This is a genomic window from Clostridioides sp. ES-S-0048-02, assembly GCF_020658495.1.
Lineage (GTDB): Bacteria > Bacillota > Clostridia > Peptostreptococcales > Peptostreptococcaceae > Clostridioides.
Window position 1 is genome coordinate 20858 of sequence record NZ_JACVWH010000017.1, and the last position, 24364, is coordinate 45221.

Annotated in this window: 18 protein-coding genes, 1 pseudogene and 1 riboswitch; all 19 genes and pseudogenes read right to left on the reverse strand. The window is 28.4% G+C overall.

Features of this window, described 5'->3' with window-relative positions; genetic code table 11:
• Positions 1-8: 8 nt before the first annotated feature.
• A complete protein-coding gene (locus IC173_RS21045; protein ID WP_413927116.1) occupies positions 9-1361 on the reverse strand; it encodes a putative bifunctional diguanylate cyclase/phosphodiesterase in 1353 nt (450 codons plus the stop codon).
• Between the two features lie 54 nt (positions 1362-1415).
• A pseudogene (locus IC173_RS21050) lies at positions 1416-2141 on the reverse strand (cache domain-containing protein); the annotation flags it as partial.
• 319 nt (positions 2142-2460) lie between these two features.
• Positions 2461-3300: a prephenate dehydrogenase gene (locus tag IC173_RS16490; protein ID WP_227483105.1), complete on the reverse strand. Its 840-nt coding sequence runs from the start codon at positions 3298-3300 to the stop codon at positions 2461-2463.
• A gap of 15 nt (positions 3301-3315) precedes the next feature.
• The gene (locus IC173_RS16495; RefSeq protein ID WP_227483106.1) at positions 3316-3849 is read right to left on the reverse strand and encodes a shikimate kinase; all 534 of its coding nucleotides are present in this window, start codon (positions 3847-3849) and stop codon (positions 3316-3318) included.
• An 11-nt stretch (positions 3850-3860) separates the two neighbouring features.
• Positions 3861-4670 (reverse strand): shikimate dehydrogenase, encoded by an 810-nt coding sequence (gene aroE, locus IC173_RS16500; RefSeq protein ID WP_227436087.1) that lies wholly within the window; start codon positions 4668-4670, stop codon positions 3861-3863.
• Positions 4671-4716: 46 nt separating this feature from the next.
• Positions 4717-5913 (reverse strand): prephenate dehydratase, encoded by a 1197-nt coding sequence (gene pheA / locus IC173_RS16505; protein WP_227855881.1) that lies wholly within the window; start codon positions 5911-5913, stop codon positions 4717-4719.
• A 2-nt stretch (positions 5914-5915) separates the two neighbouring features.
• Positions 5916-6995: a chorismate synthase gene (gene aroC / locus IC173_RS16510; protein WP_227855882.1), complete on the reverse strand. Its 1080-nt coding sequence runs from the start codon at positions 6993-6995 to the stop codon at positions 5916-5918.
• Positions 6973-8286, reverse strand: a complete 1314-nt coding sequence (aroA, locus tag IC173_RS16515) for a 3-phosphoshikimate 1-carboxyvinyltransferase (RefSeq protein WP_227823870.1) — start codon at positions 8284-8286, stop codon at positions 6973-6975. Before aroA ends, aroC begins: the two co-directional genes overlap by 23 nt.
• Entirely contained in the window at positions 8286-9350 is a 1065-nt protein-coding gene (gene aroB, locus IC173_RS16520; RefSeq protein ID WP_227823869.1) for a 3-dehydroquinate synthase, read from the reverse strand. Before aroB ends, aroA begins: the two co-directional genes overlap by 1 nt.
• 21 nt (positions 9351-9371) lie before the next feature.
• Entirely contained in the window at positions 9372-10385 is a 1014-nt protein-coding gene (gene aroF / locus IC173_RS16525; RefSeq protein ID WP_227436070.1) for a 3-deoxy-7-phosphoheptulonate synthase, read from the reverse strand.
• A 468-nt stretch (positions 10386-10853) separates the two neighbouring features.
• On the reverse strand, positions 10854-11810 hold the full coding sequence (locus IC173_RS16530; RefSeq protein WP_227436068.1) for a CorA family divalent cation transporter: 957 nt from the start codon (positions 11808-11810) through the stop codon (positions 10854-10856).
• A 313-nt stretch (positions 11811-12123) separates the two neighbouring features.
• A complete protein-coding gene (locus tag IC173_RS16535) occupies positions 12124-12822 on the reverse strand; it encodes a response regulator (protein WP_227436066.1) in 699 nt (232 codons plus the stop codon).
• A gap of 34 nt (positions 12823-12856) precedes the next feature.
• The gene (locus tag IC173_RS16540) at positions 12857-15559 is read right to left on the reverse strand and encodes a sensor histidine kinase (RefSeq protein WP_227823868.1); all 2703 of its coding nucleotides are present in this window, start codon (positions 15557-15559) and stop codon (positions 12857-12859) included.
• 298 nt (positions 15560-15857) lie between these two features.
• Entirely contained in the window at positions 15858-17675 is a 1818-nt protein-coding gene (gene ftsH / locus IC173_RS16545; RefSeq protein ID WP_227436062.1) for an ATP-dependent zinc metalloprotease FtsH, read from the reverse strand.
• Between the two features lie 30 nt (positions 17676-17705).
• On the reverse strand, positions 17706-18149 hold the full coding sequence (locus IC173_RS16550; RefSeq protein ID WP_227823867.1) for a MarR family winged helix-turn-helix transcriptional regulator: 444 nt from the start codon (positions 18147-18149) through the stop codon (positions 17706-17708).
• A gap of 298 nt (positions 18150-18447) precedes the next feature.
• Positions 18448-19080 carry a TetR/AcrR family transcriptional regulator gene (locus tag IC173_RS16555; protein ID WP_227436059.1) on the reverse strand — a complete coding sequence of 211 codons (633 nt, stop codon included), beginning with the start codon at positions 19078-19080 and terminating at the stop codon, positions 18448-18450.
• Between the two features lie 152 nt (positions 19081-19232).
• Complete coding sequence (locus IC173_RS16560) at positions 19233-20123, reverse strand: homoserine O-succinyltransferase (protein WP_227436057.1); 891 nt, start codon at positions 20121-20123, stop codon at positions 19233-19235.
• Between the two features lie 29 nt (positions 20124-20152).
• A complete protein-coding gene (locus IC173_RS16565) occupies positions 20153-21418 on the reverse strand; it encodes an O-acetylhomoserine aminocarboxypropyltransferase/cysteine synthase family protein (protein WP_227436055.1) in 1266 nt (421 codons plus the stop codon).
• Positions 21419-21527: 109 nt separating this feature from the next.
• A riboswitch (SAM riboswitch) is annotated at positions 21528-21630 on the reverse strand.
• A gap of 53 nt (positions 21631-21683) precedes the next feature.
• The gene (locus IC173_RS16570) at positions 21684-24341 is read right to left on the reverse strand and encodes a calcium-translocating P-type ATPase, PMCA-type (protein ID WP_227836241.1); all 2658 of its coding nucleotides are present in this window, start codon (positions 24339-24341) and stop codon (positions 21684-21686) included.
• Positions 24342-24364: the final 23 nt, after the last annotated feature.

Below are 24364 nucleotides of genomic sequence, written 5' to 3' on the forward strand. Positions count from 1 at the left end.
TTATTGACCTATATTTTATAGACTAATTTCTCAAACTCTTTAACTGGTAATGGTTTTGAAAAATAATAACCCTGAATAATGTCACAATTTGCTTCCCTTAACATTTCCACCTGACTTTTTGTTTCAATTCCTTCAGCAACGACTCTTATTCCCAATTGTTTAATAAGCGAAACTATACTTTTTATAACAATTTGACTTTTATCAATATTCTTATCATCAATAAAAAAGCCTCTATCTAATTTGATTACATTTAAAGGTATATTTTTAAGCATATTTACAGAAGAATATCCTGACCCAAAATCATCCATTGAAATTATAAATCCAATATCTTGAAGTCTTCTACTTACATCAAATAGAGTGTCCGTATCACCAAACATACTAGATTCAGTAATTTCAATTTCTATTAAACTATATGGTATTTTATATTTATCACATATATTAACTATTTTTGTGATAAAATCTTTTTTTAAAAAATCAACTCTTGAAAAGTTCACAGATATAGGTAAAGGTAAAATACCTTTGTCAAATAAAGTTCTAATTTCTTTGCAAGCTTGTTCTAGTATGTACATATCAATTTTTGTAATAAAACCATTCTTTTCAAATATAGGAATAAAATCACTTGGATATATAAATTCTTTTTCTGTGTATTGCCATCTAACCAGTGCCTCACTTCCACAAAATTTATCTGATTTAATATTGTATTTTGGTTGTAAATACATTATAAATTGATTATTTTCAAGTGCATATTCCATCTCTTTCTCTATTTTATCTTCAAGTAATAACTTATCCCTTAACTTATCGTTAAAAAAAGCAAAATTTATATCTCTATTGTTTTTTATTGATAATTTCGCAAGTGAAGCTCTATCACTATATGCACTTATAGATAAGTTCTTATCCTTAATTTCATAGATTCCAAAAGACAAATTTACAAAGTCATTACTAATAATGATTTTTTTAATAGTATTTACTATATCTTCTTTTGTATTATATTTTAATAAGATATTAAAATTATCAGAACTAACACGAGCAAAAGTCTCATTATCATGAGTCATATTATTTAATGTATCTGCAATATCTTTTAAAATTGAGTTGCCTTTTTTATGGCCATATATATCATTAATTGCTTTGAATTTATCAATATCAAATGTTACCATTGCATGTTTATCATTTTGTGATGCTTTCTTTAGTAAATTTATAGCATCTGATTCAAATTTTCGCCAATTTGAATAACCAGTTACAAGATCTGTATATGCTATTTTTTCTATAGTCTTTTGACTCTTTGCTTTTGAATATAATATGTACAGTATAACACCTAAAAACAAAAATGAAAGTATAATCCATCCAATAATTGTAATCATCATTAAATTGTTTAGCTTTTTAGATACAACTATCTTTGGAACGATTGATATTATAAACCAGTCATTTATTCCTAAAGAAGTATATGCCATATAAATTTCTTTTCCTGATTCTTTAGCCTCTACTACTCCTTTATCTGATATTTTCATATTTTTAAAAGTAAATGCTTTTTTAAAATTAACTTGTGAAAGATTTGTAATATTTGAATTTGAATTTTTGTGATAAGATGGTATAATTATTTCACCATTACTATCACATATAAGTGAAAAACTTTCACCATTAAAAGTTGAAATAGACAAAAACTCAGATACAAACTCAACATCATAATCAGCTGCAATAACAGCAACAATTTTACCATTATTGTATAATGGGACTGCATATGTTTTCGTCAATTTTCCAGTATCTTTATCTATTAAAGGCTTTGATATATTAGCTGTACCTTTAATGGCCAACTTAAAATAATCCCTATCTGAAAAATCTGTTCCAAAAATACCTTTAGCATAGCCTTTGCCATTAGGTAAAATCATACCAATATTATTATAGTTACTATTTTTATTATATGATTCCAAGATTTTCAAAGTTTTTTCTAAATTAAAATTATCTTCTATTTCTAAAAACTTAGAAATACTTTCTAATTCATTTAAATTACTTTTCAACTTACTATTAATTGCAATCTTACTCTCTTCACTAATTTCTGATAAATAATTCTTTGTCTCATATTCTAATACATTATCCATATTACTTATATAAAAAAACGCAAATACACTAAAAAAGAATAGTACCATAAATGCTATTAATATACTTTTTAATATTTGCCTACTATATTTCAAGTAGCTACACCTCACCCTCTCCACTAGTTATATTTAGTTGATTCACTTTATTTTACTATTAAAAACTCTTTTTTACAATTGAGTTTTATAAATTGTTAATAAAGAACATATTAAATAAGTATTATTTATAGGATAATAAAATTAAGGGTATAAATACAGCAATAGCATATTTAATTACATTAGTAACAATAAGACTAATATGATTAAATATGTTATTGTTTATATTTATACCCACTTACATGTAATTTTAAATTTATATAATTTAAATAAGAGTCTATTTTTCTAAATACTCTCTTCTGACTGAAGATGTTTTAAAATATTCAACAAGTTTATTTTTATCATTATTAAAGATAGCATCTTTTATTAAATTCACTTCCATCTCAAAATTTTCTATAGATTTTAATAAATTATCTCTATTTCCTAAAAAAAGTTCACTCCATAGGTCTTCATTCATATTTGCAATACGAGTTAAATCCCTATAGCTATCTCCAATAAATTTGCCTGTATCTCTACCTTCTTCATCACTATTTATAAGAGCAACTGCCATTACATGAGGTAATTGAGATGTAAAAGCTATCATTTCATCATGTTTTTGTGCAGTTAATTTTTTTACTCTTTTAAATCCTATCTCTAAAATTAAATTCTCAACAAACTCCAAGTTTTTTATATTATTTCTGCCAGTTGGAGTAATTATATAATTTGCTTCTTTAAATACCTCATCACTCGCAAAATCAATTCCCTTTTTTTCTCTACCTGCCATTGGATGACCAAATATAAAATCTATATCATCTGGAATAATTTTTAAGACATCATTTATAAGAACTTCTTTTATTCCTGTGGTATCAGTAATTATAGTTCCTCTTTTAAAATACTCTTTATTATTTTCTAAAAAAGTTACAATTAATCTAGGATATATAGATAATATAATCAAATCAGCTTGTTTGAAAAATTCCTTCCCTGTAGTACATCCTTTTTTGATGATTTCTAACTCTTCTGCTTTTTTCAGAGTTTCAGAATCTATATCTACTCCAAACACATCTTCATATCCAGCTTTTTTCAATGCCTTAGCAAAAGAACCTCCTATAACTCCTAATCCTACAACAACAATATTCATTATTCTTATTTCCCCCTAGATTATTTTTTCATTAAATTCAAATTTAAAATTTTTATTAATTGCATTTTTGATATTATATACAGCATCATTTAATGATTTATCATTTAAAATTTCTATATCCGCAGCATTTTTATAAAGATTTATTCTTTCATTATAAAGATTGTATAATTTCTCTTTTCCATCTTGTAATAAGGGTCTTGAATTAATATTTATATCTTCTAAAATTTTTTCTATAGGTCTATTAATAAAAAGTATTATTCCTGCTTCTTTGAGTATTTCTATATTAATATCTTTTTTTATTACACCACCACCAGTAGAGACTACTGTTTTATCGCTAGTAGAAAGTTCTCTACATGCTTGAGTTTCATAATTTCTAAAAACCTCTTCTCCTTCTAAAAATAATTCTGCTATACTTTTTTGAGATATTTTGTTTATATAATCATCCATATCACAAAAACTACAATTATATTCCTGTGCTAAAAGTTTTCCAATTGTAGTTTTTCCACTACCTGGCATACCTATTAATATTACTTTTTCTTTGTTTATCATAATCAATCCCCCTATAAAAAGTTTAATTTTATTTCTTCATATATAATATTTAAAACACCATTATCTATTTTAGTATTCTGCCATATTTCTTGAGATTTTATTGCTTGCCCAACCAACATATATAATCCATTACACGTTTTTTTACCTAGATTCTGACCAATTTCTAGAAAAGAAGTTTTTTTAGGATTGTAAATCAAATCTACTAATATATCAAAATTTTGTATAATAGATTTTGAGACAGGTGATAATCCTATATTAGGGTACATTCCTACTGGAGTTGCATTTAATATTATATCTCCTTTTATATTCTTAAGTTCTTCATAATCTATTAATATAGCTGAATTATTTGATAGCTTTTTATTATCTTTTTTTCTACTTGAAACATAAACTTTATCTATTCCAGAATCAAGAAGGTATGTTATGGCTGCTTTAGATGCACCTCCAGTACCTAATATAACAGCTGTCTTTCCTTGAATATCAATATTAGCTATTTTGAACATAATGTCAAGTCCAAAATAATCTGTATTATAGCCATATAATTTATTCTCTTTAAGTAAAATTGTGTTAACTGCCCCTATACGCTTTGCTTCTGGAGATATAAAATCTAAAAACTCCATGACTCTTTCTTTATATGGGACAGTAACATTTACACCTTTGATTCTTAATAATTTTATAGCATCATCCAACATTGGTATATTTTCTTTTGAAATCTCAAAGTTCTTATAAGCACCTTCAATATTCAATACTTCAAATAACCTCTTATGAATTTGAGGTGAAACGCTATGAGATAGCTTTTCACCTATTAGACCAAAAAAATTCATCTTTCCACCTCCAATCATTCTGTTTTAAAGAAAAAATTACATTTATCTATTCAATTTTATTTCTATATACACCGATAAATTTGAAGTATGCTGTATTACGTTCTATCATGTCTAATAAGCTACATACTTTTGAATCATATATAGAACATTCAAAATCTATATAAAAGAAATATCTCCAAGAAGCATTTTTCATTGGTCTTGATTCTATTTTTGTCATATTTATATTGTTTTCAGCAAAGTATCCAAGTATTTTATAAAGCTTTCCAGCTTCATGCTCAACAGAAAATACAATACTCATCTTATTTGACTCTTCTTCAATGTGTATCTCATTACTAATTACCACAAATCTAGTATAATTATCTGTTATATCATTTATACAAGGACTTATTATTTCTAATCCATAAATCGTTGCGGCTTTTTTACTAGCAATTGCTACCTTTGTTTTATCTTGAAGCCTTTTAACAAGTTCAGCACTAGTTGCTGTATTATTAAAAGGTATCAATTTCCATTGACTATTTTGTTTTAAAAATTCACTACTCTGACCTATTCCTTGTGGATGTGAATATATTTCTTTAATATCTTCAAGGTTTGTGCCCTTTATTCCAATTAAATTTTGATTTATTTTTATACACTCTTCCCCAACTATATAGAATCCATATTTTCCTAAAAGGTCGTAAGTTTCAGAAATTGCTCCTGTAGAGGAGTTTTCTATAGGTATTATTCCATAATTTATTTCTTTATTTTGAAGTGCTATAAAGACATCTTCAAATTCTTTAAATTGTTTTTTTGTGATTTGAGTGTTAAAAAATTTTGTTAGTGCTTCTTCTGTGAATGAACCTGATATACCAGGAAATCCTACTAGGATATTTTTTTTATTAAGTTCACTTTTTAATGACTTATATTTATATAGATTTAACAAATCAAAATTTTCATTTGATGAATTTGAACTGTTTTCATTTTTTTCCTCTACATCATTATCTATTAATCTTTTTTGCAAATTTCTACTAACTTCCATTACTGAATTGAAAAATTGTACAGTCTCTTGTGAATATTTTTTATCTTCTAGATTATCTACTGCTTTACTCAATACTTTTTCTTCTCTATCTTTTTGAAGTATAGTAGTATTATTTTTCATTTTATATCTAGCAATTTCGAGAACTATATTCATCCTTTTTTCAAATAGTTGAACAAGTTCCTTATCTATATCATCAATTTTATTTCTATATCTCGTTAAATCCTCCATTATTATCGTCCTTTCATCAAATCAAAAATTCCAATAGCTGTTACTGCTTCTATTACAGGTACAGCTCTTTGAACTATACAAGGGTCGTGTCTACCTTTAATAGCTAAAACATCATCTTTTTTATCTTTTATATTAACAGTATTTTGTTGTTTACTAATTGATGGAGTTGGCTTAATTGCTACTTTAAAAACTATTGGCATTCCAGTTGTAATACCTCCAACAATCCCACCATTATTATTAGTTTTACTTTTTACTGTATCTTCATCATAGTACATTTCATCATTACTTTGAGAACCATACATGTCTGTAATATCAAATCCTAATCCAAATTCTACACCTTTTATAGATGGAACAGAAAATAGTAAATGTGATAGAGTAGATTCAACAGAATCAAAAAACGGATTTCCAACACCTACATTAACACCTACTACTGCACATTCAATTATACCACCAACTGAATCTCCCTGATTTTTTGCATCTAGAATAGTATTTTTTATAGCTTCTTCTTTTGATAAATCAAGCAAAGGTAATTCTAAATTTTGTAAATTTAATAATTCTTGTCTTGAGATGTCTATATAATTAAAACCCTTATCCTCTATATTCTTGATTTTTTTTATGTGGGCTCCTATCTCTATACCTTCTTGTGATAAAATTTGTTTACATATAGAACCACAAAATACTAATGGAGCAGTTATTCTTCCTGAGAAATGTCCTCCTCCTCTATAGTCATTAAACCCAGAATATTTTATATGACCTGTATAGTCTGCATGACCTGGTCTCATCAAGTTTTTAACTTCTCCATAATCTTTTGAGCGAGTATCACTATTTCTTATAATTGCACATAATGGAGTTCCTGTAGTTTTTCCATCAAAATATCCACTTAAAATTTCTGGTATATCACTTTCATTTCTTGAAGTTGATATAGAATTTTTTCCTGGTGCTCTTCTCTTCATTTCTTTATCAATCTTATCAAGGTCTAACTCAATGCCAGCTGGAAGACCATCTATATTTATACCTATAGCATTTCCATGAGATTCTCCAAAGATGGATATTTTTAAATTATTTCCCCATATTCCACTCATCAATTCTTCCTCCTAACATCTCAAAATCTTTAAAAAAATGTGGATAAGACTTTGATACACACTCAAAATCTTTCAATATGATTGGTTTATCACATCTACAAGAAGCAATTGCAAGTGTCATGGCAATCCTGTGGTCTTTGTGACTCCATACCTCTACACCTCCATTTAATTTGCTTACTCCCTCAATTATCAAACTATCCTCTTTTTCTTCTATATTTGCCCCAAGCTTACTTAACTCAACATTTATTGCATGAAGTCTATCACACTCCTTAATTCTAAGTCTTCCAGCATTGATTATAGTCGTCTTCCCTATACTTAAAGCTGCTACCACAGATAAAACGGGTATTATATCTGGGCATTGAGATGCATCTATCAAAGTACTATTTAGACAATTTGTTATTCCTTTAATTTTGTTGTCTTCTCTTAAAATTTCCACACCCATCCTTGATAAAATCTCAATAACTTCACTATCTCCTTGAAGAGAATTTTCTTTAAGGTCAAGTATGTTAATATCTTCTCCAATAGCATCTGCTGATAAATAAAATGCACCTTGAGAATAATCTCCTTCAACTTTATAATCTATAGCTTTATAAGTTTGATTTCCTTTTATGATAAATTCTTTATAATTATTGTTTACAATTTCTACCCCAAAATCTTTCATAGTTGAAATAGTTAAATCTAAATACCCTTTAGATTCCAGTTCAGTGGTAATTATTATCTTTGAGTCACTATCTAATGTAGGTAATATAAATAATAATCCTGTTATAAATTGAGAACTTATATTTCCTTTTACTCTAAATTCGTCTGGTTTAAGTTTTCCTGATACGATTAAATCCAGTTTATTTTCTTTGTAGTTGTATTCTATGCCTTGTCTGTCAAATATCTCATAATAAGTATTAAGTGGTCTTTTTCCAAGATTACCTCTTCCTATAAATCTTTTTACTCCATCAAAGGCTAAAGATATAGGTACCAGAAACCTTAAAGTAGAACCTGATTCATTACAATCTATAGTCAATTTAGGTTGATTCAATTGATTCTCTTTATTTAAGATTGCTTCTTTAGAGTAGATTCCTGTAATTTCTAAAATGTCTTCTTTTTTTTCTATGGTTGCTCCTAATGATATCATTGCTCTTATAGTAGCTATGATATCATCAGAAAAATCTATATTAGAAATTCTACTTTTTCCATCACTTAAAGCAGCACAAATAACTGCTCTATGTGCCATACTTTTTGATGGAGGAATTTTCACATCTCCTGATAATTTGCTTGGATATATTTTTAAGCTTCCCATCATTTTACCTCCTGAAAAAATTTAGAAGTAGTATCATATATAATACTTTCTCCAATATCCTTTAAAAGTATTATTTTTAGTGTATCACCTAGATTTTTTTTATCAAGAGATATAGTATCTATTATAGATTTATTATCTCCTAATTCAACATCATAAGGTAAATCATAATTTATTAAAATTGATTTTATAAGCTCTGATGTACCTTGTTTTGTAATCCCTTTTTTTTCACTCTCTAATGTTATCTTATACATGCCTACACCAACAGCTTCTCCATGAGTATAACCTGTAAAGTTATAGTGTTTCTCAATAGCATGACCTAGTGTGTGTCCAAAATTTAAAAGCATCCTATCTCCTAAATCTCTCTCATCAGCTTCAACTACAGTTTTTTTGATAAGGCAACATTTGTGTATAATGTATTCTATATGTTGCATCACTTCTTCCCTATTTTTTAAGTTTTCAAGCTTATTAAAAAAAGTTTTATCTTTTATACATCCATACTTTATAACCTCTGCCATTCCATCTCTATAAAATTTTTCTGGAAGAGATGATAATACATCTGGGTCAATAAATACTGCTTTCGGCTGATAAAAACTCCCTACTAAGTTTTTTCCCCTTTCAAGGTCAACTCCAACTTTTCCACCTACAGAACTGTCCACTTGAGCTAATAGAGATGTTGGAATTTGAATAAAATTTACACCTCTTAAAAAAGTTGCTGCTGTAAATCCTCCTAAATCTCCAATTACCCCTCCTCCCAATGTGATAATCAAATCTTTTCTAGTTAACTTAAAGTCAAGTAAACTTTCATATATTTTAGGTAGAGTATTAAATGACTTTGTCTCTTCACCAGCTTCTAATATTATAGCTTTCGTTTCAAATCCAGATTCAATCAAATTATTTTTAACTTCATATAAATATAATTTTGCTACATTTTCATCTGTAACAATAAAAATCTTATTTCCAGAATATATTTTTTTAATTTCTTTACCTATATTTTTTAATATACTTTTTTTTATAAATATATTGTAACTATTCTCTTTTAGATTAACTAATAATTTTTCTTCCACGTTTAACCATCCTTCTATAGATTATATTTCTCTTCCAACTGCTGATGCGATAGTTTTTAGTTCATTTATTAATCCTTCATACTCATCTGGTTTAATTGATTGTTTACCATCACAAAGTGCATGAGCTGGGTCATTATGAACTTCTATTATTAAACCATCTGCTCCAACCGCAATTGCTGCTTTAGATAGAGAGTCAACCATCCATGATTTTCCTGCTGCATGACTTGGGTCAACTATAACTGGTAAATGGCTAAGTTTTTTTACAGCTAAGATTGCACTTAAATCCAAAGTATTTCTAGTGTATGTTTCAAAAGTTCTTATACCTCTTTCACAAAGAACCACACTTTCGTTTCCTCCAGCCATTATATATTCAGCTGACATTAGCCACTCTTCAATTGTAGCAGATAATCCTCTTTTTAAAAGTATTGTTTTATTTGTTTTTCCTAATTCTTTCAATAAATCGAAGTTTTGCATGTTTCTTGCTCCAACTTGAATTACATCTACATTTTCTTCAAATACATCTATATCTTGTGTTGACATTATTTCTGTAACTATAGGAAGACCTGTTTTTTCTTTTGCTTTTTTTAATAAATCTAATCCATCATATCTTAATCCTTGGAAAGCGTATGGAGATGTTCTTGGCTTGAATGCTCCTCCTCTTAAAAATCCTGCTCCTGATTTTTTTACATCTTCAGCTATAGAAACTATTTGTTCCTCTGTTTCAACAGAACAAGGACCAGCTATCATAGTAAGTTTTTTTGACCCAATTTCCATACCATCTACATTTATAATTGAAGGTTCTGGATGAAATTTTCTATTTGCTTTTTTAAAAGGTTCTACTACATGCATAACTTTTTCAACCACCTTATTTGCTTCTATTCTTTTGGCATCTATTTTACTAGTATCTCCAACTAACCCCAAAACAGTTAATTCTTTTCCATCTATAGGATTCACTTCTACACCTTCTTTACAAATAGCTTCTATTAATTTCTTAACTTCTCTCTTATCTGCTCCTACTTTTAATACCACTATCATCTTTACTACCCCCTAATGTTATATTTTTATACTTGAGTTTAAAATAAAAAAGAGAACTCATTAATGAGTTCTCTAAAATAATCTATTAAGCATCAAATCTTACATGACCATATAAAATAATCATTTTTATAAAATTGACCTATGCCCAAGGTTATTAAAATCAAGGCCTCACCAGAAAGGAATTACATGTATTTTTGTAAAAGAAATAGCCAGCGCTAAAATAAAAGCCCCAGAACATAAAATAAAAAAAGCTATAAAGTTTTGCCACTAGTTCTTTTAAAATCCCTTTCATAGTATTATCCTCCATTTTTATAATTTATTAATCTTCTTGTTTAATAATTATAGCAAAGAAAATATAATTGTCAATATTTTCTATAAATATTTTCAATTTAAAATATTTTTTTATTTTCTTAATACACTTTTTCTTTTAATATATTTTTCTAAAATCGTTTAAAAAGCATCTTATTTTTACAATAATTTTTTTATTTTAAATATTATAATTCCAACAAAAACTATGCCTAACATCAAAAGTAATGTTGCTGGATATCCATAAAGCCAGTTTAGTTCTGGCATATACCTAAAGTTCATTCCATATATTCCTGTTATAATTGTAAGTGGTGCAGAGATAGCCGTAAGTAGGGTCAATTTTGTAATTAAGTGATTCGTTTTTTCACCTACTCTAGAAGAATAAATATCTAGGAGTTTATCTGCTAACTCACGTGTTGATAGTGCAAAATTATATAATTTATCAATACCAAAATCTATCCCTTGAAAATTTTCAAGATTATATTTTTTTACATTCGAGTATTTTAAATATCGTATATTTTCTTTAACTATTCTATCTCCAATATATAAAAGTGGTCTGGTGTTTTTAACTATAGTTCTAGTCAATCCTCTTACATCACTTATTCTAGAAACATGATTTTTATGAATATTGTCCATCATCTCATCTTCTATTTCAAGAATTAATTCTTCAACTTTTTCTAAAGATTCAAAACCATTTTTTATAACTTCTCTAAAAATTAAATAATTTATCTTAAAAAGGTTTATGACAGGATTTTTTTCAAGTTGAGAGTTTTTTAAAATAAGATTCTTTACAAATTCAAATAGAAAATGCTCTTCATTTACAACAACTAATATAAAATTATCTGATAAATACATATTTACTTCTTCTATAACAGCTTCTCCATTTCTCAATTCAAAAGTATTTAGGCTCAAAAAATCATAATTATCAAATAAATCAAGCTTTGTTATTTCATCAAATTTAAGACAATCATTAAATGTTATTTCATCTATATCCAAAGTTTCCTTGAGTAATTTTAAATTTTTTGGAGCACTTAATATAAGATATGAATTTTCTGGTATATAAAATTTTGTTCTAAAATCTTTTGCAATCTCTCTTGTATTTAAATTCAATATATACATAAATCTACTCCTAAACCTCAATTTACATTTTTAAAATTATATATATTTATTACTGTAATTATTTTTCACTATTTCAGTAATTATTATTTAATATTTATTTATATTAAATTTATTAGAAAATAAATATTAAATCTTTTATTTTTTAACTTAGACTTTTCTTACAAATTATACCATACTTTTATTTTAAAATGTGTTTAATATTATCAATGTTAAAAAAGTACTAAAAAATGAAATGCATATACTTAAATTAATAATAGCATACACACTTCATTTTAACTTAATCTAAATTATACAATTTTAGAATCCATTTTGCCTATTCATCATTTAGTCTATATCCAACACCAACTTCTGTAATTATATACCTAGGGTCAGCAGGTTGCTTCTCTATTTTTCGTCTTAATGTTGCCATAAAAACCCTTAAAGACTTAGTTTCATTGCCTATAATACTACCCCATATTTCTTTTATTATAAAATTATGAGTAAGTACTTTTCCATGATGCTTTGCAAGTAATGAAAGAATATTATATTCAATTGGTGTCAAATGTACTTCATTATTGTCAACAATAACTTTTCTTTTATCAAAATCAATAAATAATTCACCTACTTCAAACGTAGACCTAATCTCTTCTTTTTGTTGTAATTCTACTTGTGAGTGTCTAAACGCTACTCTGACCCTAGCTAATAACTCTACTATAGAAAATGGTTTTGTTAAGTAATCATCTGCACCTGCATCAAACACTTCTACCTTTTCTCTGTCTTGTTCTCTCGCTGAAACTACAATTATTGGTATATTTGAAAACTGCCTAATAGCTTTTATTACCTCTATTCCATCCATATCTTCTAACCCTAAATCTAATAGAACGACATCTGGAGAATATGATACAGCAATTGATATTCCTTCTTTACCAGTTATAGCCTCTTTAACATCATAATCTTGAGTTGCAAGTGCAGTAGATATAAATTTTCTTATTGTTTTATCATCCTCTACTAACAATATAAGTTTTTTACTCATTTCTTCCTCCAAAACTAAATTTCAAAATTTCATACTATTCATTTTCTTTTGGCAAACTAAATTTAAAAGTTGAACCTTTATCTTTATTGTTTACTACTAAAATTTCACCTTTATGAGCTTGAATTATAGATTTACAAATTGATAATCCAAGTCCAACACCTTTTCTAGAATCCTTAGTACCTTCTTCTCCAGTAAAAAATCGATCAAATATATGCTCTTTCAATTCTTTTGATATTCCAGGACCATTGTCAGACACTTCAAACCAAACATAATCTTCTTTTTCATATACAATTATATTTATCTTACAATCCTCTTTTGAATATTTTAAAGCATTATCTATTAGATTAATTAAAACCTGTTCTATTAATTTGGCATCCATAGGAACAAATAATATTTGCTCTGGTATATTAATATCTATAATTGCATTTTCAATTCTTTTTTTAATATTTTGCAATGACTCTGATATAATTTCCTCAACAAGTTCAGAACGTTTTTTGACTTCTAACTTTCCTTCATCTATCTTAGTCATGCTAAGCAAATTTTCAACAAGTCTTATTAACCACTGAGTATCTTCATATACACCACTAAGTAATTCGTCTATTATATCCTGACCTATAGTATCCTTATTTTTTATAATTGTACTAACTGCTCCAGATATTCCTGCTAATGGTGTTCTGAGGTCATGTGAAACTGCTCTTAAAAGATTGCTTCTAAGCCTCTCTCTTTCTATCTCAAGATTAGTGTTTTCTTTTGCTTCTGATAGAATTTCTCTATCAAGAGCTATTGCCATTTGAGCAGTTATTGTTTCAATTAAACTTATATCTTCTGTATCTAATTTTGAATCAACACATGATATACCAATGACTCCCAAAGTTGAATTCATACCTATAATTGGTATATAATATCCTTTTGAACCAGGAAGTGTATCTGTATCACTACCTGCTACTGTTGAATTAGACAATACCCAACTTGCAACAGCCTTTTCATCTTCTATATCTAAATCATTTTTGTCCTTATTAGCAGTATTTTTTTTATAGAACTTTGATTTCTTATCCTTATCCACATTTAAATAACAAACTATATCTCTACTTAGACTAAGACATAAAAGTTCTATACCCTTATTTACTATATCATCTTTATTCGACAATCTTAAAAATCCCTTAATGATTTGATATATCATTTTTGTATTTTCTTCTCTTTTAGCAGCTGTATCTGCTTCATGTTGTATCTTAGATGTAAGAGTACTAGTTATTATACCAACTATTGAGAATACAACTAATGTTACTATATAATTTGAATCAGCTATTGACAGTGTATATAAAGGTGCTGTAAAAAAATAATTTAACAGTACTATGTTAAATACAGAACTTATTATACCTGTACTATACCCTTTAGTCCACATAGAAACCAAAACTACACCTAACATATATATTAGTAATATATTTTCTCTTATAAATCCCATACTTTGTACTATATATGCCAAAATGCTTATCACTGAAGTAATAATTATAAGTTTTATAAAATCAGTTTTACTAATTTTAAATTTTGATTTTATTGATGAGTTATCTTTTTTAGGTCTATATTTAACCTCTGAAGCAAATTTATAAGGGATTATATGTATATCTATATAATCAACTTCATCTATTAATTTGTCAACTATATCTTTTTTCAGTTTTTTACTCAATTTTTTAGTATTTGAATGATTTCTGCCTATTACAATTTTTGTTACATTTCTTATCTTGGCAATTCTAAGTATCTGTTCTATTACATTTTCACCATGTAAAACAATTATCTCAGCACCCAACTTCTTAGCTAGTTTTAAATTGTTTTGTAATTGTTTTTGCTCCTCAAAAGGCAATTTTGCTGTATTTGGAGTTTCAACATATAAAGCTATCCACTTAGCAAACGTACTATCTGCTATCCTAGATGCAGTTCTAATAACCTTGGCTGAAGATGGAGATGGGCTTATACATGCAAGAAGTGTATCTGATGTAGGTATTACTGTTACATCACCCTTTGATAATCTAGTCATTTGAACTTCTTTATTTACTCTTTCGGCTGTTTTTCTAAGTGCAATTTCCCTAAGTGCAACTAGATTGTCTTTTATAAAAAAATTATCTTTTGCTCTAATTGCCTGTTCCTTTTTATATATTTTACCTTCATTAAATCTTTCAAGAAGTACGTCAGGTTCAACATCTATAAGCTCTAATTGTGTACTTGTATCTAAAAATTTATCTGGTATAGTTTCTTTGACTGATACATTTGTAATTATCTCCACAATATCATTTAAACTTTCTAGATGTTGTACATTTACAGTAGTATATACATTTATACCTGCTAGTAATAATTCTTCTATATCCTGCCATCTTTTAGTATGCCTTAACCCAGTGACATTAGAGTGAGCAAACTCATCAACTAATATAACTTCTGGCTTTCTTGCTAATGCTGCATCTAAATCAAACTCTTTTAATTTTATAGATTTATATTCTATTTCTTTTACAGGAAGAGTCTCTAATCCGTCAAGTAATGCTAATGTTTCTGGTCTAGTATGTGGTTCAATATATCCAACAACTACATCAACCCCTACTTTTTTTAAATTTTGTGCAGATTCCAACATAGAATAAGTTTTACCTACACCTGCTGCATACCCAAAAAATATTTTTAACTGACCTCTATTTAGTTTTTTTTCTTCATTCTTTATTTTTTTTAATAGAATATCAGGATTTGGTCTGTCCATCAAACAACCTCCTTGTACATTTCATTACTATTATAATATCAATTCTAGTATAAAAATGTAGTTAAGATGTATTTTTAATGATTAAGATTATGTAAAGATACAAGTATGTAGTTTAATTGTAAAATAAAAATGCCTATTATTTAGGCATTTTTATTTTTTACACAGTCATTTTTATCGATTCTCTTGTTTTGATTTATATAGATATTTATTTATATTTTATTGAAAATACATTAACATTTTTAAATATACAAATATATCTTTAAATAAAACTATTACTACAATCTTTATTTCAACATGGTTACTTTAAATTCAGTATTTCCATGAACTCATCACCTGTAATTGTCTCTTTTTCTAATAAATATTCAGCAAGTTCATGTAGCTTATCAATATTATTCTCTAAAATCTCAATTGCTTTTTTATGACAAGTCTTTACTATTCTAAATACTTCTTCATCAATTTTAGCTGCAGTATCTGAAGAACAAGCAAGAGAAGAGTCTCCTCCTAGGTACTGATTACTTACTGTTTCAAGAGCAACCATATCAAATTCCTCACTCATACCAAGACGAGTAACCATAGCTCTTGCAATCTTAGTAGCTTGCTCTATATCATTTGATGCACCTGATGTACAAGTATCAAAAATAACTTCTTCAGCAGCACGACCACCTGTAAAAGTAGTTATTTTATCAATGGCTTCCTCTTTGGACATAAGTACACTTTCATCTTCTGCAACTTGCATAGTATAACCCAATGCACCTGAAGTCCTAGGTATTATTGTAATTTTATGGACAGGTGCAGAATGTTTCTGCATTGCAGCAACAAGTGCATGACCTATTTCATGGTAAGCTATGATTTTCTTTTCTTTATCAGAAATCACAGCTCCTTTACGTTGATATCCTGCAATTACAGTCTCAACAGATTCCTCAAAATCTTGTTGCTCTACTACATCTCTGCCAGACTTAACTGCTAAAAGTGCTGCTTCATTTACAATATTTGCAAGTTCTGCTCCAGATGCACCTGATGTAGACCTAGCAATTGCATTATAATCTATATTTGAGTCTACATTTACATTTTTAGCATGTACCTTTAAGATAGCTTCTCGTCCTCCAAGGTCTGGAAGTTCAACTGGTATACGTCTATCAAATCGTCCTGGGCGAAGTAATGCTTTATCAAGACTATCAGGTCTATTCGTTGCAGCTAGTATTACTACACCTATTCCACCATCAAATCCATCCATTTCACTTAATAATTGATTTAAAGTTTGTTCACGTTCATCATTTCCGCCTATTCCACTTCCATTATCACGCTTTTTACCTATAGTATCAATTTCATCTATAAACACTATACATGGAGCTTTTTCTTTAGCTTGTTTAAATAAATCACGTATTCTAGATGCTCCCATACCTACAAACATCTCAACAAATTCAGAACCAGATATTGAGAAAAATGGTACATCTGCTTCACCTGCCACAGCTTTTGCAAGTAGTGTCTTTCCTGTTCCTGGAGGCCCTACTAAAAGTGCACCTTTTGGCATTTGTGCTCCTATTTTTTTGTATTTTTCTGGATTGTGTAAGAAATCTACTATCTCGCTTAGAGCTTCTTTTGCCTCATCTTGACCAGCTACATCATTAAATCTTTTTCCACTTTGAGCAGATACATACATTTTGGCATTACTCTTTCCAAATTGCATACTATTGCCACCCATTCGTTTTTGCATTGATTTCATCATTAAATTACCAAATAGCATAAGAATACCTATAGGTACTATCCATGTAAGTAAAATACTCAAAAGAGGTGAATTTTCTTTAGGAATAATCTTAGTAAATTCTACTTTTGCATCTTTTAATCTATCAACTAGTTCTGGGTCATCCATTCTACCAGTTATGTATATATTTTTATCCTTACTACTAGATGGGCTTATTGCAATTTTATTACTTTCTATTTCAACAGATTTAACCTTTCCTGAATCTAACATTGTAAGAAATTTTCCATAATCAATCTCAACCATTTTTTTATCCATTAGACTTGGAAATATTAAAGCATTTAAAAACATTACTACTATTATTATTATTGTATAATAATAGAGTATTGACCTCTTTTGTGGTTTGTGTTCATCCATAATTTTGTTCTCCTTTAAATTAATTTTATGTTATTTGCAATCAATATGAGTTAAAAGCTTATTTAATTTTTCTAAGCCCTCTATTATATCTTCCATATCTTGCAATTTTTCACTAGTCATATTTTCAAAATAGTCATCAAAAATACTACTTGAAATATTTTCTTGTATATCCAGCGATTTTTCTGTAACTTTAACTTTTACAATTCGTTGGTCTTCTTTATCTCTTATACGATTTAAAAATCCATTTTTTTCGAGTCTTTGACATATTACTGACACATTGCTATTTGTCATATTCAAATTTTTACCTAAATCACTTATTTTTTTCTCTCCATGTTCACATAGTTCTGATAAAATCAAAGCTTGTACTGCTGTAATCCCAAGTGGTTGATAGAACTGACTTAATGAAGTTGTAAATTTGATATTTATATCTCTAGTTAATTCTAGCAGTGCTTTTTTAAAACTTATCTCATCCATATAAATTCTCCCTGTAAAAATACTTTATTTTACTAATATTTTTAACTTTAAATTCAAAAATATTTTATAAATAATCCTTAACACTATAAATATTTAATGTATTAAATATTATAGTATTAAGGATTTATTGTCAATAACAATATTGTAACTTCAGTTATAAATAGTTTATCTTATCTTATTGAAATTTTTGAATAAGATATTTTTAATAAAAAATCGATGTATTTATTTTACACCGATTCCTCTCATTTTAATCTTATTCAAAAATAAAAATCTAAAGTTATTTACTATTACAATAAATTTAATCTTCTGTTAACATATTATATACAAAATCAAAACTTCCTTTATGTGCTCCCAAGGTCGTTTCCATAATACAAACAAATGCCTTTGCTTTTTGCAGTATTTCATCATTATCCCAATCAAACATGCCTTTATCAAATATACACTCAGAAGAAACAAGTAAAAACTCTATTGTCTCTTTTGGATATTTTGTATTGAATACACCTTCTCTTATACCTTGTTCTACTACCTCTGTTAATATAGGTGTAAAATTTAAAATAGTTTTGACTATTGTCTTTTGATGCATCTCAGCATTGTTGGGTTGTTGAAATTGGTTAATCACTTTTTCTTTACTTCCTCCAACTTTAGGTCTTTGAGATATTAATATCTGAAAGAACTTTTCAATAACTGGAATATCTGGATTTGAAGCAATTTCTTTCAACATCTTTATATCATTATCTATAATTCTAGTTATAATTTCATCCATTACCTCTTCTTTAGATTTAAAATAGTAATAAAATGTTCCTTTTGCAATTCCAATCTCATTTAAAATATCATTTACAGTAGTTTTTGTATAACCTTTAGTACAAAAAAGCATTTCAGCTGTATCAAGTATTTCATTTTTACGTTCTTCAGGGTCTTTTATAATTCTCATATACTTTCTCCTTTCAATAGACCAACAGTCGGTTTAGTTTTATTATATAAAACTACTTTTATAATGTCAATTTTATAAAATAAAAATAAGGTATAAAGAAGTATGATAATTACTTTTATACCTTATAGATTCTCATATTTTTTAGTTGCGTTTTATATTATTAGATAGTTTTTTATCCAATTTCTAAACAAAAGTTCTGAATGCTTTTTCCATTTAACAGTTGGTTCTTTTGAAGGATCATCATTTATATAATAATTTTTAGGTATTGAGATTTTATCACCTCTATCTACATCTCTTTTATATTCTTTATCTAAAGTGTATTTATCATACTCACTGTGACCCATTACAAATACATCTCTTGAATTTGTAATTATATAAGGACCAGCTTCTTTAGAATGGCTTACAATGCTCAATTCATCATTATTTTTCAAAGTTTCAATATTTACAGTAGTGTGTCTTGAATGTGGAGCAAAAAACTCTTTTTCAAATCCATCTACTATCTTACTATTTTTATCCACTTCATGCTTAAATACTCCAAAACATTTTTGACTTAATGGAAGTTTTTTTACATTGTAGTATTTGTAAAGACCTGCTTGAGCTGCCCAACATATATATAATGTAGATTTAGCCTTTCTTTTAGAATAATCCATAATATCTTTTAGTTCATCCCAATAATCAACGTCTTCAAACTCCATTTGTTCAACTGGAGCTCCTGTTATTATAAAACCATCAAAAGATTCTTTTTTTGCTTCATCAAATGTTTTATAAAAATTCTTAACATATTCATTACAACTTCTTTTACTCTCTCTTGTTGAGATTTTAATAAATTCTACAGATACATTAAAACCTGTCTTGTCTATTCTTCTAAGTAAATCTAACTCTGTATCTATTTTTATTGGCATTAGATTTAATATAGCTATTTTAGTATCTATATTTTCTTTGTATTCTAAATCTTTATTAAAGTCTTCTTTACAAATTACATCTATTCCTTCATCTAATAATTTATTAATAACAGGTAGTCCCTTTGGTAGTATTAAAGCCATATCTTTTCACTTCTCTTTCTCTTATACTATTAGAAATTTAAAGCTTGATTTAAATCAGCTATTAAATCCTCTACATTTTCTATTCCAACAGATAATCTTATTAGGGAAGGTAATACTCCAGACGCAATTAATTGTTCTTCTGTTAATTGTCTGTGAGTAGTTGAAGCTGGATGTATAACACAAGTTCTTACATCTGATACATGAGTTACTAATGCTGCTATTTGTAGTTTTTCCACAAATTTTTTAGCATTTTCAAGTCCTCCTTTTACTCCAAATGATAAAACTCCACTACATCCTTTTGATAGATATTTCTTGGCATTTCCATAATACTTATTATTTTCAAGCCCTGGATAGTTAATCCAATCTACATTTTTATGTTTTTCTAAAAACTCAGCTATCTTAAGTGCATTTTCACTATGTCTCTCCATTCTAAGATGTAGTGTTTCAATATTTAAATTAGTAAGATATGCGTTAAATGGGCTCAGGCAATTTCCATAGTCTCTAAGTAATTGAACTCTTGTTTTAGTAGCATATGCAGCATTGCCAAACTTCTCAGTATAACTTATTCCATGATATGTTGGGTCTGGCTCAACTAATTCTGGAAATTTTCCATTGTCCCAGTTAAAATTTCCACCATCTACTATAATTCCACCAACACTTGAAGCATGGCCATCTAAGTATTTTGTAGTAGAATGAGTGACTATGTTTGCTCCATATTTTAGCGGATTACAAAGTACTGGTGATGCTAATGAGTTGTCAACTATAAATGGAACATTAATTCTTTTAGCTACATTTGCTATTTTTTCAAAATCTATAACTTCAAGAGTTGGATTTGCAAGTGTTTCTGCAAATACAACTTTAGTATTTTCATTTGCAAGTTCTACTATTTCATCTTCGCTTGCATCTAAATCAAATGATATTAAATCTATTCCAAATTTTTTAAGACTAGGCCCTAATAAATTAAATGTTCCTCCATATACTTTTGAAGAACAAAGTATACTATCTCCAGATTTACATATATTTAAAACTGCTAACATATTTGCAGATTGACCTGATGATACAGCAACAGATGATACTCCTCCCTCTAACAAACTTATCTTTTCTTCAAAAGCTTGAACTGTAGGATTACTTATTCTGGAATACATATGACCATCAGCTTTTAAATCAAATAAGTCAGCAAGTTGGTCTATACTACTATATTTAAAAGTTGTACTTTGATATAAAGGTAAAACTCTTGGTTCTCCATTTCCTGGCTTATAATTTCCTTGCACACATATTGTTTCTTTGTTATACATTTTTGTATCCCCCTTAGATTTTAATTAAGAAAATTAAACTATTTGTCAGATGAGATTTAAAATAAATAAAGCCTGAGTATATAACTCAGGCTCTGTATAAGCTTAATTATACTCATCTCTCAGCTTTCGCCGCAGGATTTAGCACCAATGTATATAAATATACTGGTTGCCGGGTTTCATAGGGCCAGTCCCTCCACCTCTCTGGATAAGATTTATTTAATTTTTCTATGTTTTATATCTTATATTTTTTTCCTAATTTTGTCAACTATTTTTTATATAATTTTCTTTTAAGAAATTTTCCAACCTCTACTTGAACTACAGACATTATAGCTAAAATAACTGTTACAAGCCACTGTGAACTATTTAAAACAGTTAAATTAAATGCATCTCTAAAATTAGGGACAAATAATATAACTGCCATAAGCAAAGCAGAAGTTAAAAATGAGATTAAAAGAAATGGGTTTTTACCACTATTTCTAGTAAACATAGAATCTGTATTTGAACGCTGGCTAAATGCACGCAACATTTGTGAAAATGCTAATACACAGAATGCCATTGTTTGACCTACAGTATGGTTTCCTATATTAAGACCAATTTTATATGCTAAAATGGTCATTATTGCTACAAATATCCCCTGAGTAATAACTCTTTGTACAAGGTTTTTTTCAAACAAACTTTCTGATTTAACAGGCTGATGCTTCATTATATTTCTACTTGGTGGGTCAACTCCAAGAGCAAGAGCTGGAAGAGTTGCTGTTGCAAGGTTTACCCATAGAATATGCACAGCAAGAAGTGGAGTATCCCAGTTTAACAATATTGCAACAAATAGTGTAAGTATCTCTGCTATATTTCCAACAAGCAAGAATTGTATAACCTTTTGTATATTTCTATATACACGTCTACCTTCTTTTATTGCATATGCAATTGTGGTAAAACTATCATCCATTAAAATCATATCTGAAGAATCTTTTGCCACATCTGTACCACTTATACCCATAGCTATACCAATATCAGCAGACTTTAATGCAGGGGAGTCATTTACCCCATCTCCAGTCATTGCTGGTACTTCTCCAATTCTTTTTAGAGACTGTATAATTCTAAGTTTATCAAATGGTGATACACGAGCAAATACTGTCACATTTTTAACAGCTTTATCAAGTTCATCATCACTTAAATTATCAAGTTCATCACCAGATATAACAATATTTCCTTCATTCCAAATTCCAAGTTCATGAGCTATTGTTGTGGCAGTGACTTTATGGTCACCTGTTATCATTATGGTTCTTATGCCCGCTTCTTTACAAGTTTTTACTGCATCAGTTACCTCGGTTCTTGGTGGGTCAATCATACCAACCATACCAATAAATGTCAAATCATATTCTATGTTTTCACTATCTTCCTTTGGTATCGATAAAATTTCACGCTTAGCAAAACCAAGTACACGTAATGCATCTTTAGACATAGTAAGACATAATTCGTGTATGTTTTTTTTGTCCATCTCTGTAATGTTTCTTTCACCTTTTGATGTTAATATTTTGGTACATAAATGGAGAAGTTCATCCACTGCACCTTTAGTATATGCTGTGATTTTTCCATCTATATCATGAACAGTTGTCATACATTTTCTGTCAGAATCAAAAGGTTGCTCAAATACACGTGGATATTTCTCTTCAAGAGCTTCTTGATCTATTCCAAATTTATTAGCCATAAAAATCAATGAACCTTCTGTTGGATCACCTAATATTTCATCTTTTTTATCTGGATTTATACATGCATCGTTACAAAGTGCACCAGCATAAACAAGCTCTTTATATACTAGTGGATGTTTCTCAGACGCAGTATCTATTGATGTTACTTTTCCAGATTCAAAATCGCCATTTACAGCAATATGTGTAACAGTCATTTTATTTAAGGTTAATGTACCAGTTTTATCACAACATATTACTGTAGCTCCTCCTAATGTTTCAACTGCTGGCAACTTTCTAATCAAAGCGTTTCTTTTAGCCATACGTTGCACACCTAGAGCCATTACAATGGTTGCTGTTGCAGGTAATCCCTCTGGAATGATTGATATAGCAAGTGAAATTGCAATCATAAACATTGGTAAGAGAGGTCTCTGATAAAATGCACCTATTGCAAATATAATAACGCATACAATAATACCTATAACACTTAATGTTTTTCCAACAGTATTAAGTTTACGTTTTATAGGAGTATCAAAATCATTTTGTGAATCTAAAAGATGTGCTATATTACCTACTTCTGTGTCCATCCCAGTTGCAACTACAACACCTACACCTCTACCATATGTGACAATTGAAGACGTATAGGCCATATTACTACGGTCTCCTAATACACATTCTTCAGGTAAAATGCCATCTGAATCTTTTTCTGATGGGACAGACTCTCCTGTTAAAGAAGCTTCTTGAATTTTTAAACTAGATGTATCTATTAAACGAATGTCTGCTGGAATCATCGCTCCATCTTCTAAAAAAACAATATCTCCTATTACAAGATTACTTGCTTGAATAACATTTTCTTCACCATCACGTATAACACGTGCTGTAGGTGAATTCATATTTTTTAGTGCTTCCAATGATGATTCTGCTTTTTTTTCTTGAACAATACCAATAACTGCATTTACTGTTACAATTATTAGAATTACAAAAGCTTCTGTAAATTCTCCAAATGCTAAAGATAATACTGATGCACCTATTAATATCAATACCATAGCATCTGTAACTTGGGTCCAAAGCATTTGTAAAACTGTTCTAGGTGGTCTTTTTCTCAGTTCATTTAAACCATACTCTTTAATCCTGTTTTCCGCCTCGGTATCGGTGAGCCCCTCCTCTGATGAGTCTAAACTCTCTAATACTTCATGTGTTGCCATCGAATGCCAAGGCATCTGTTTGTGATTTTCCATTTTGGAAGATCACTCCTTTCTTT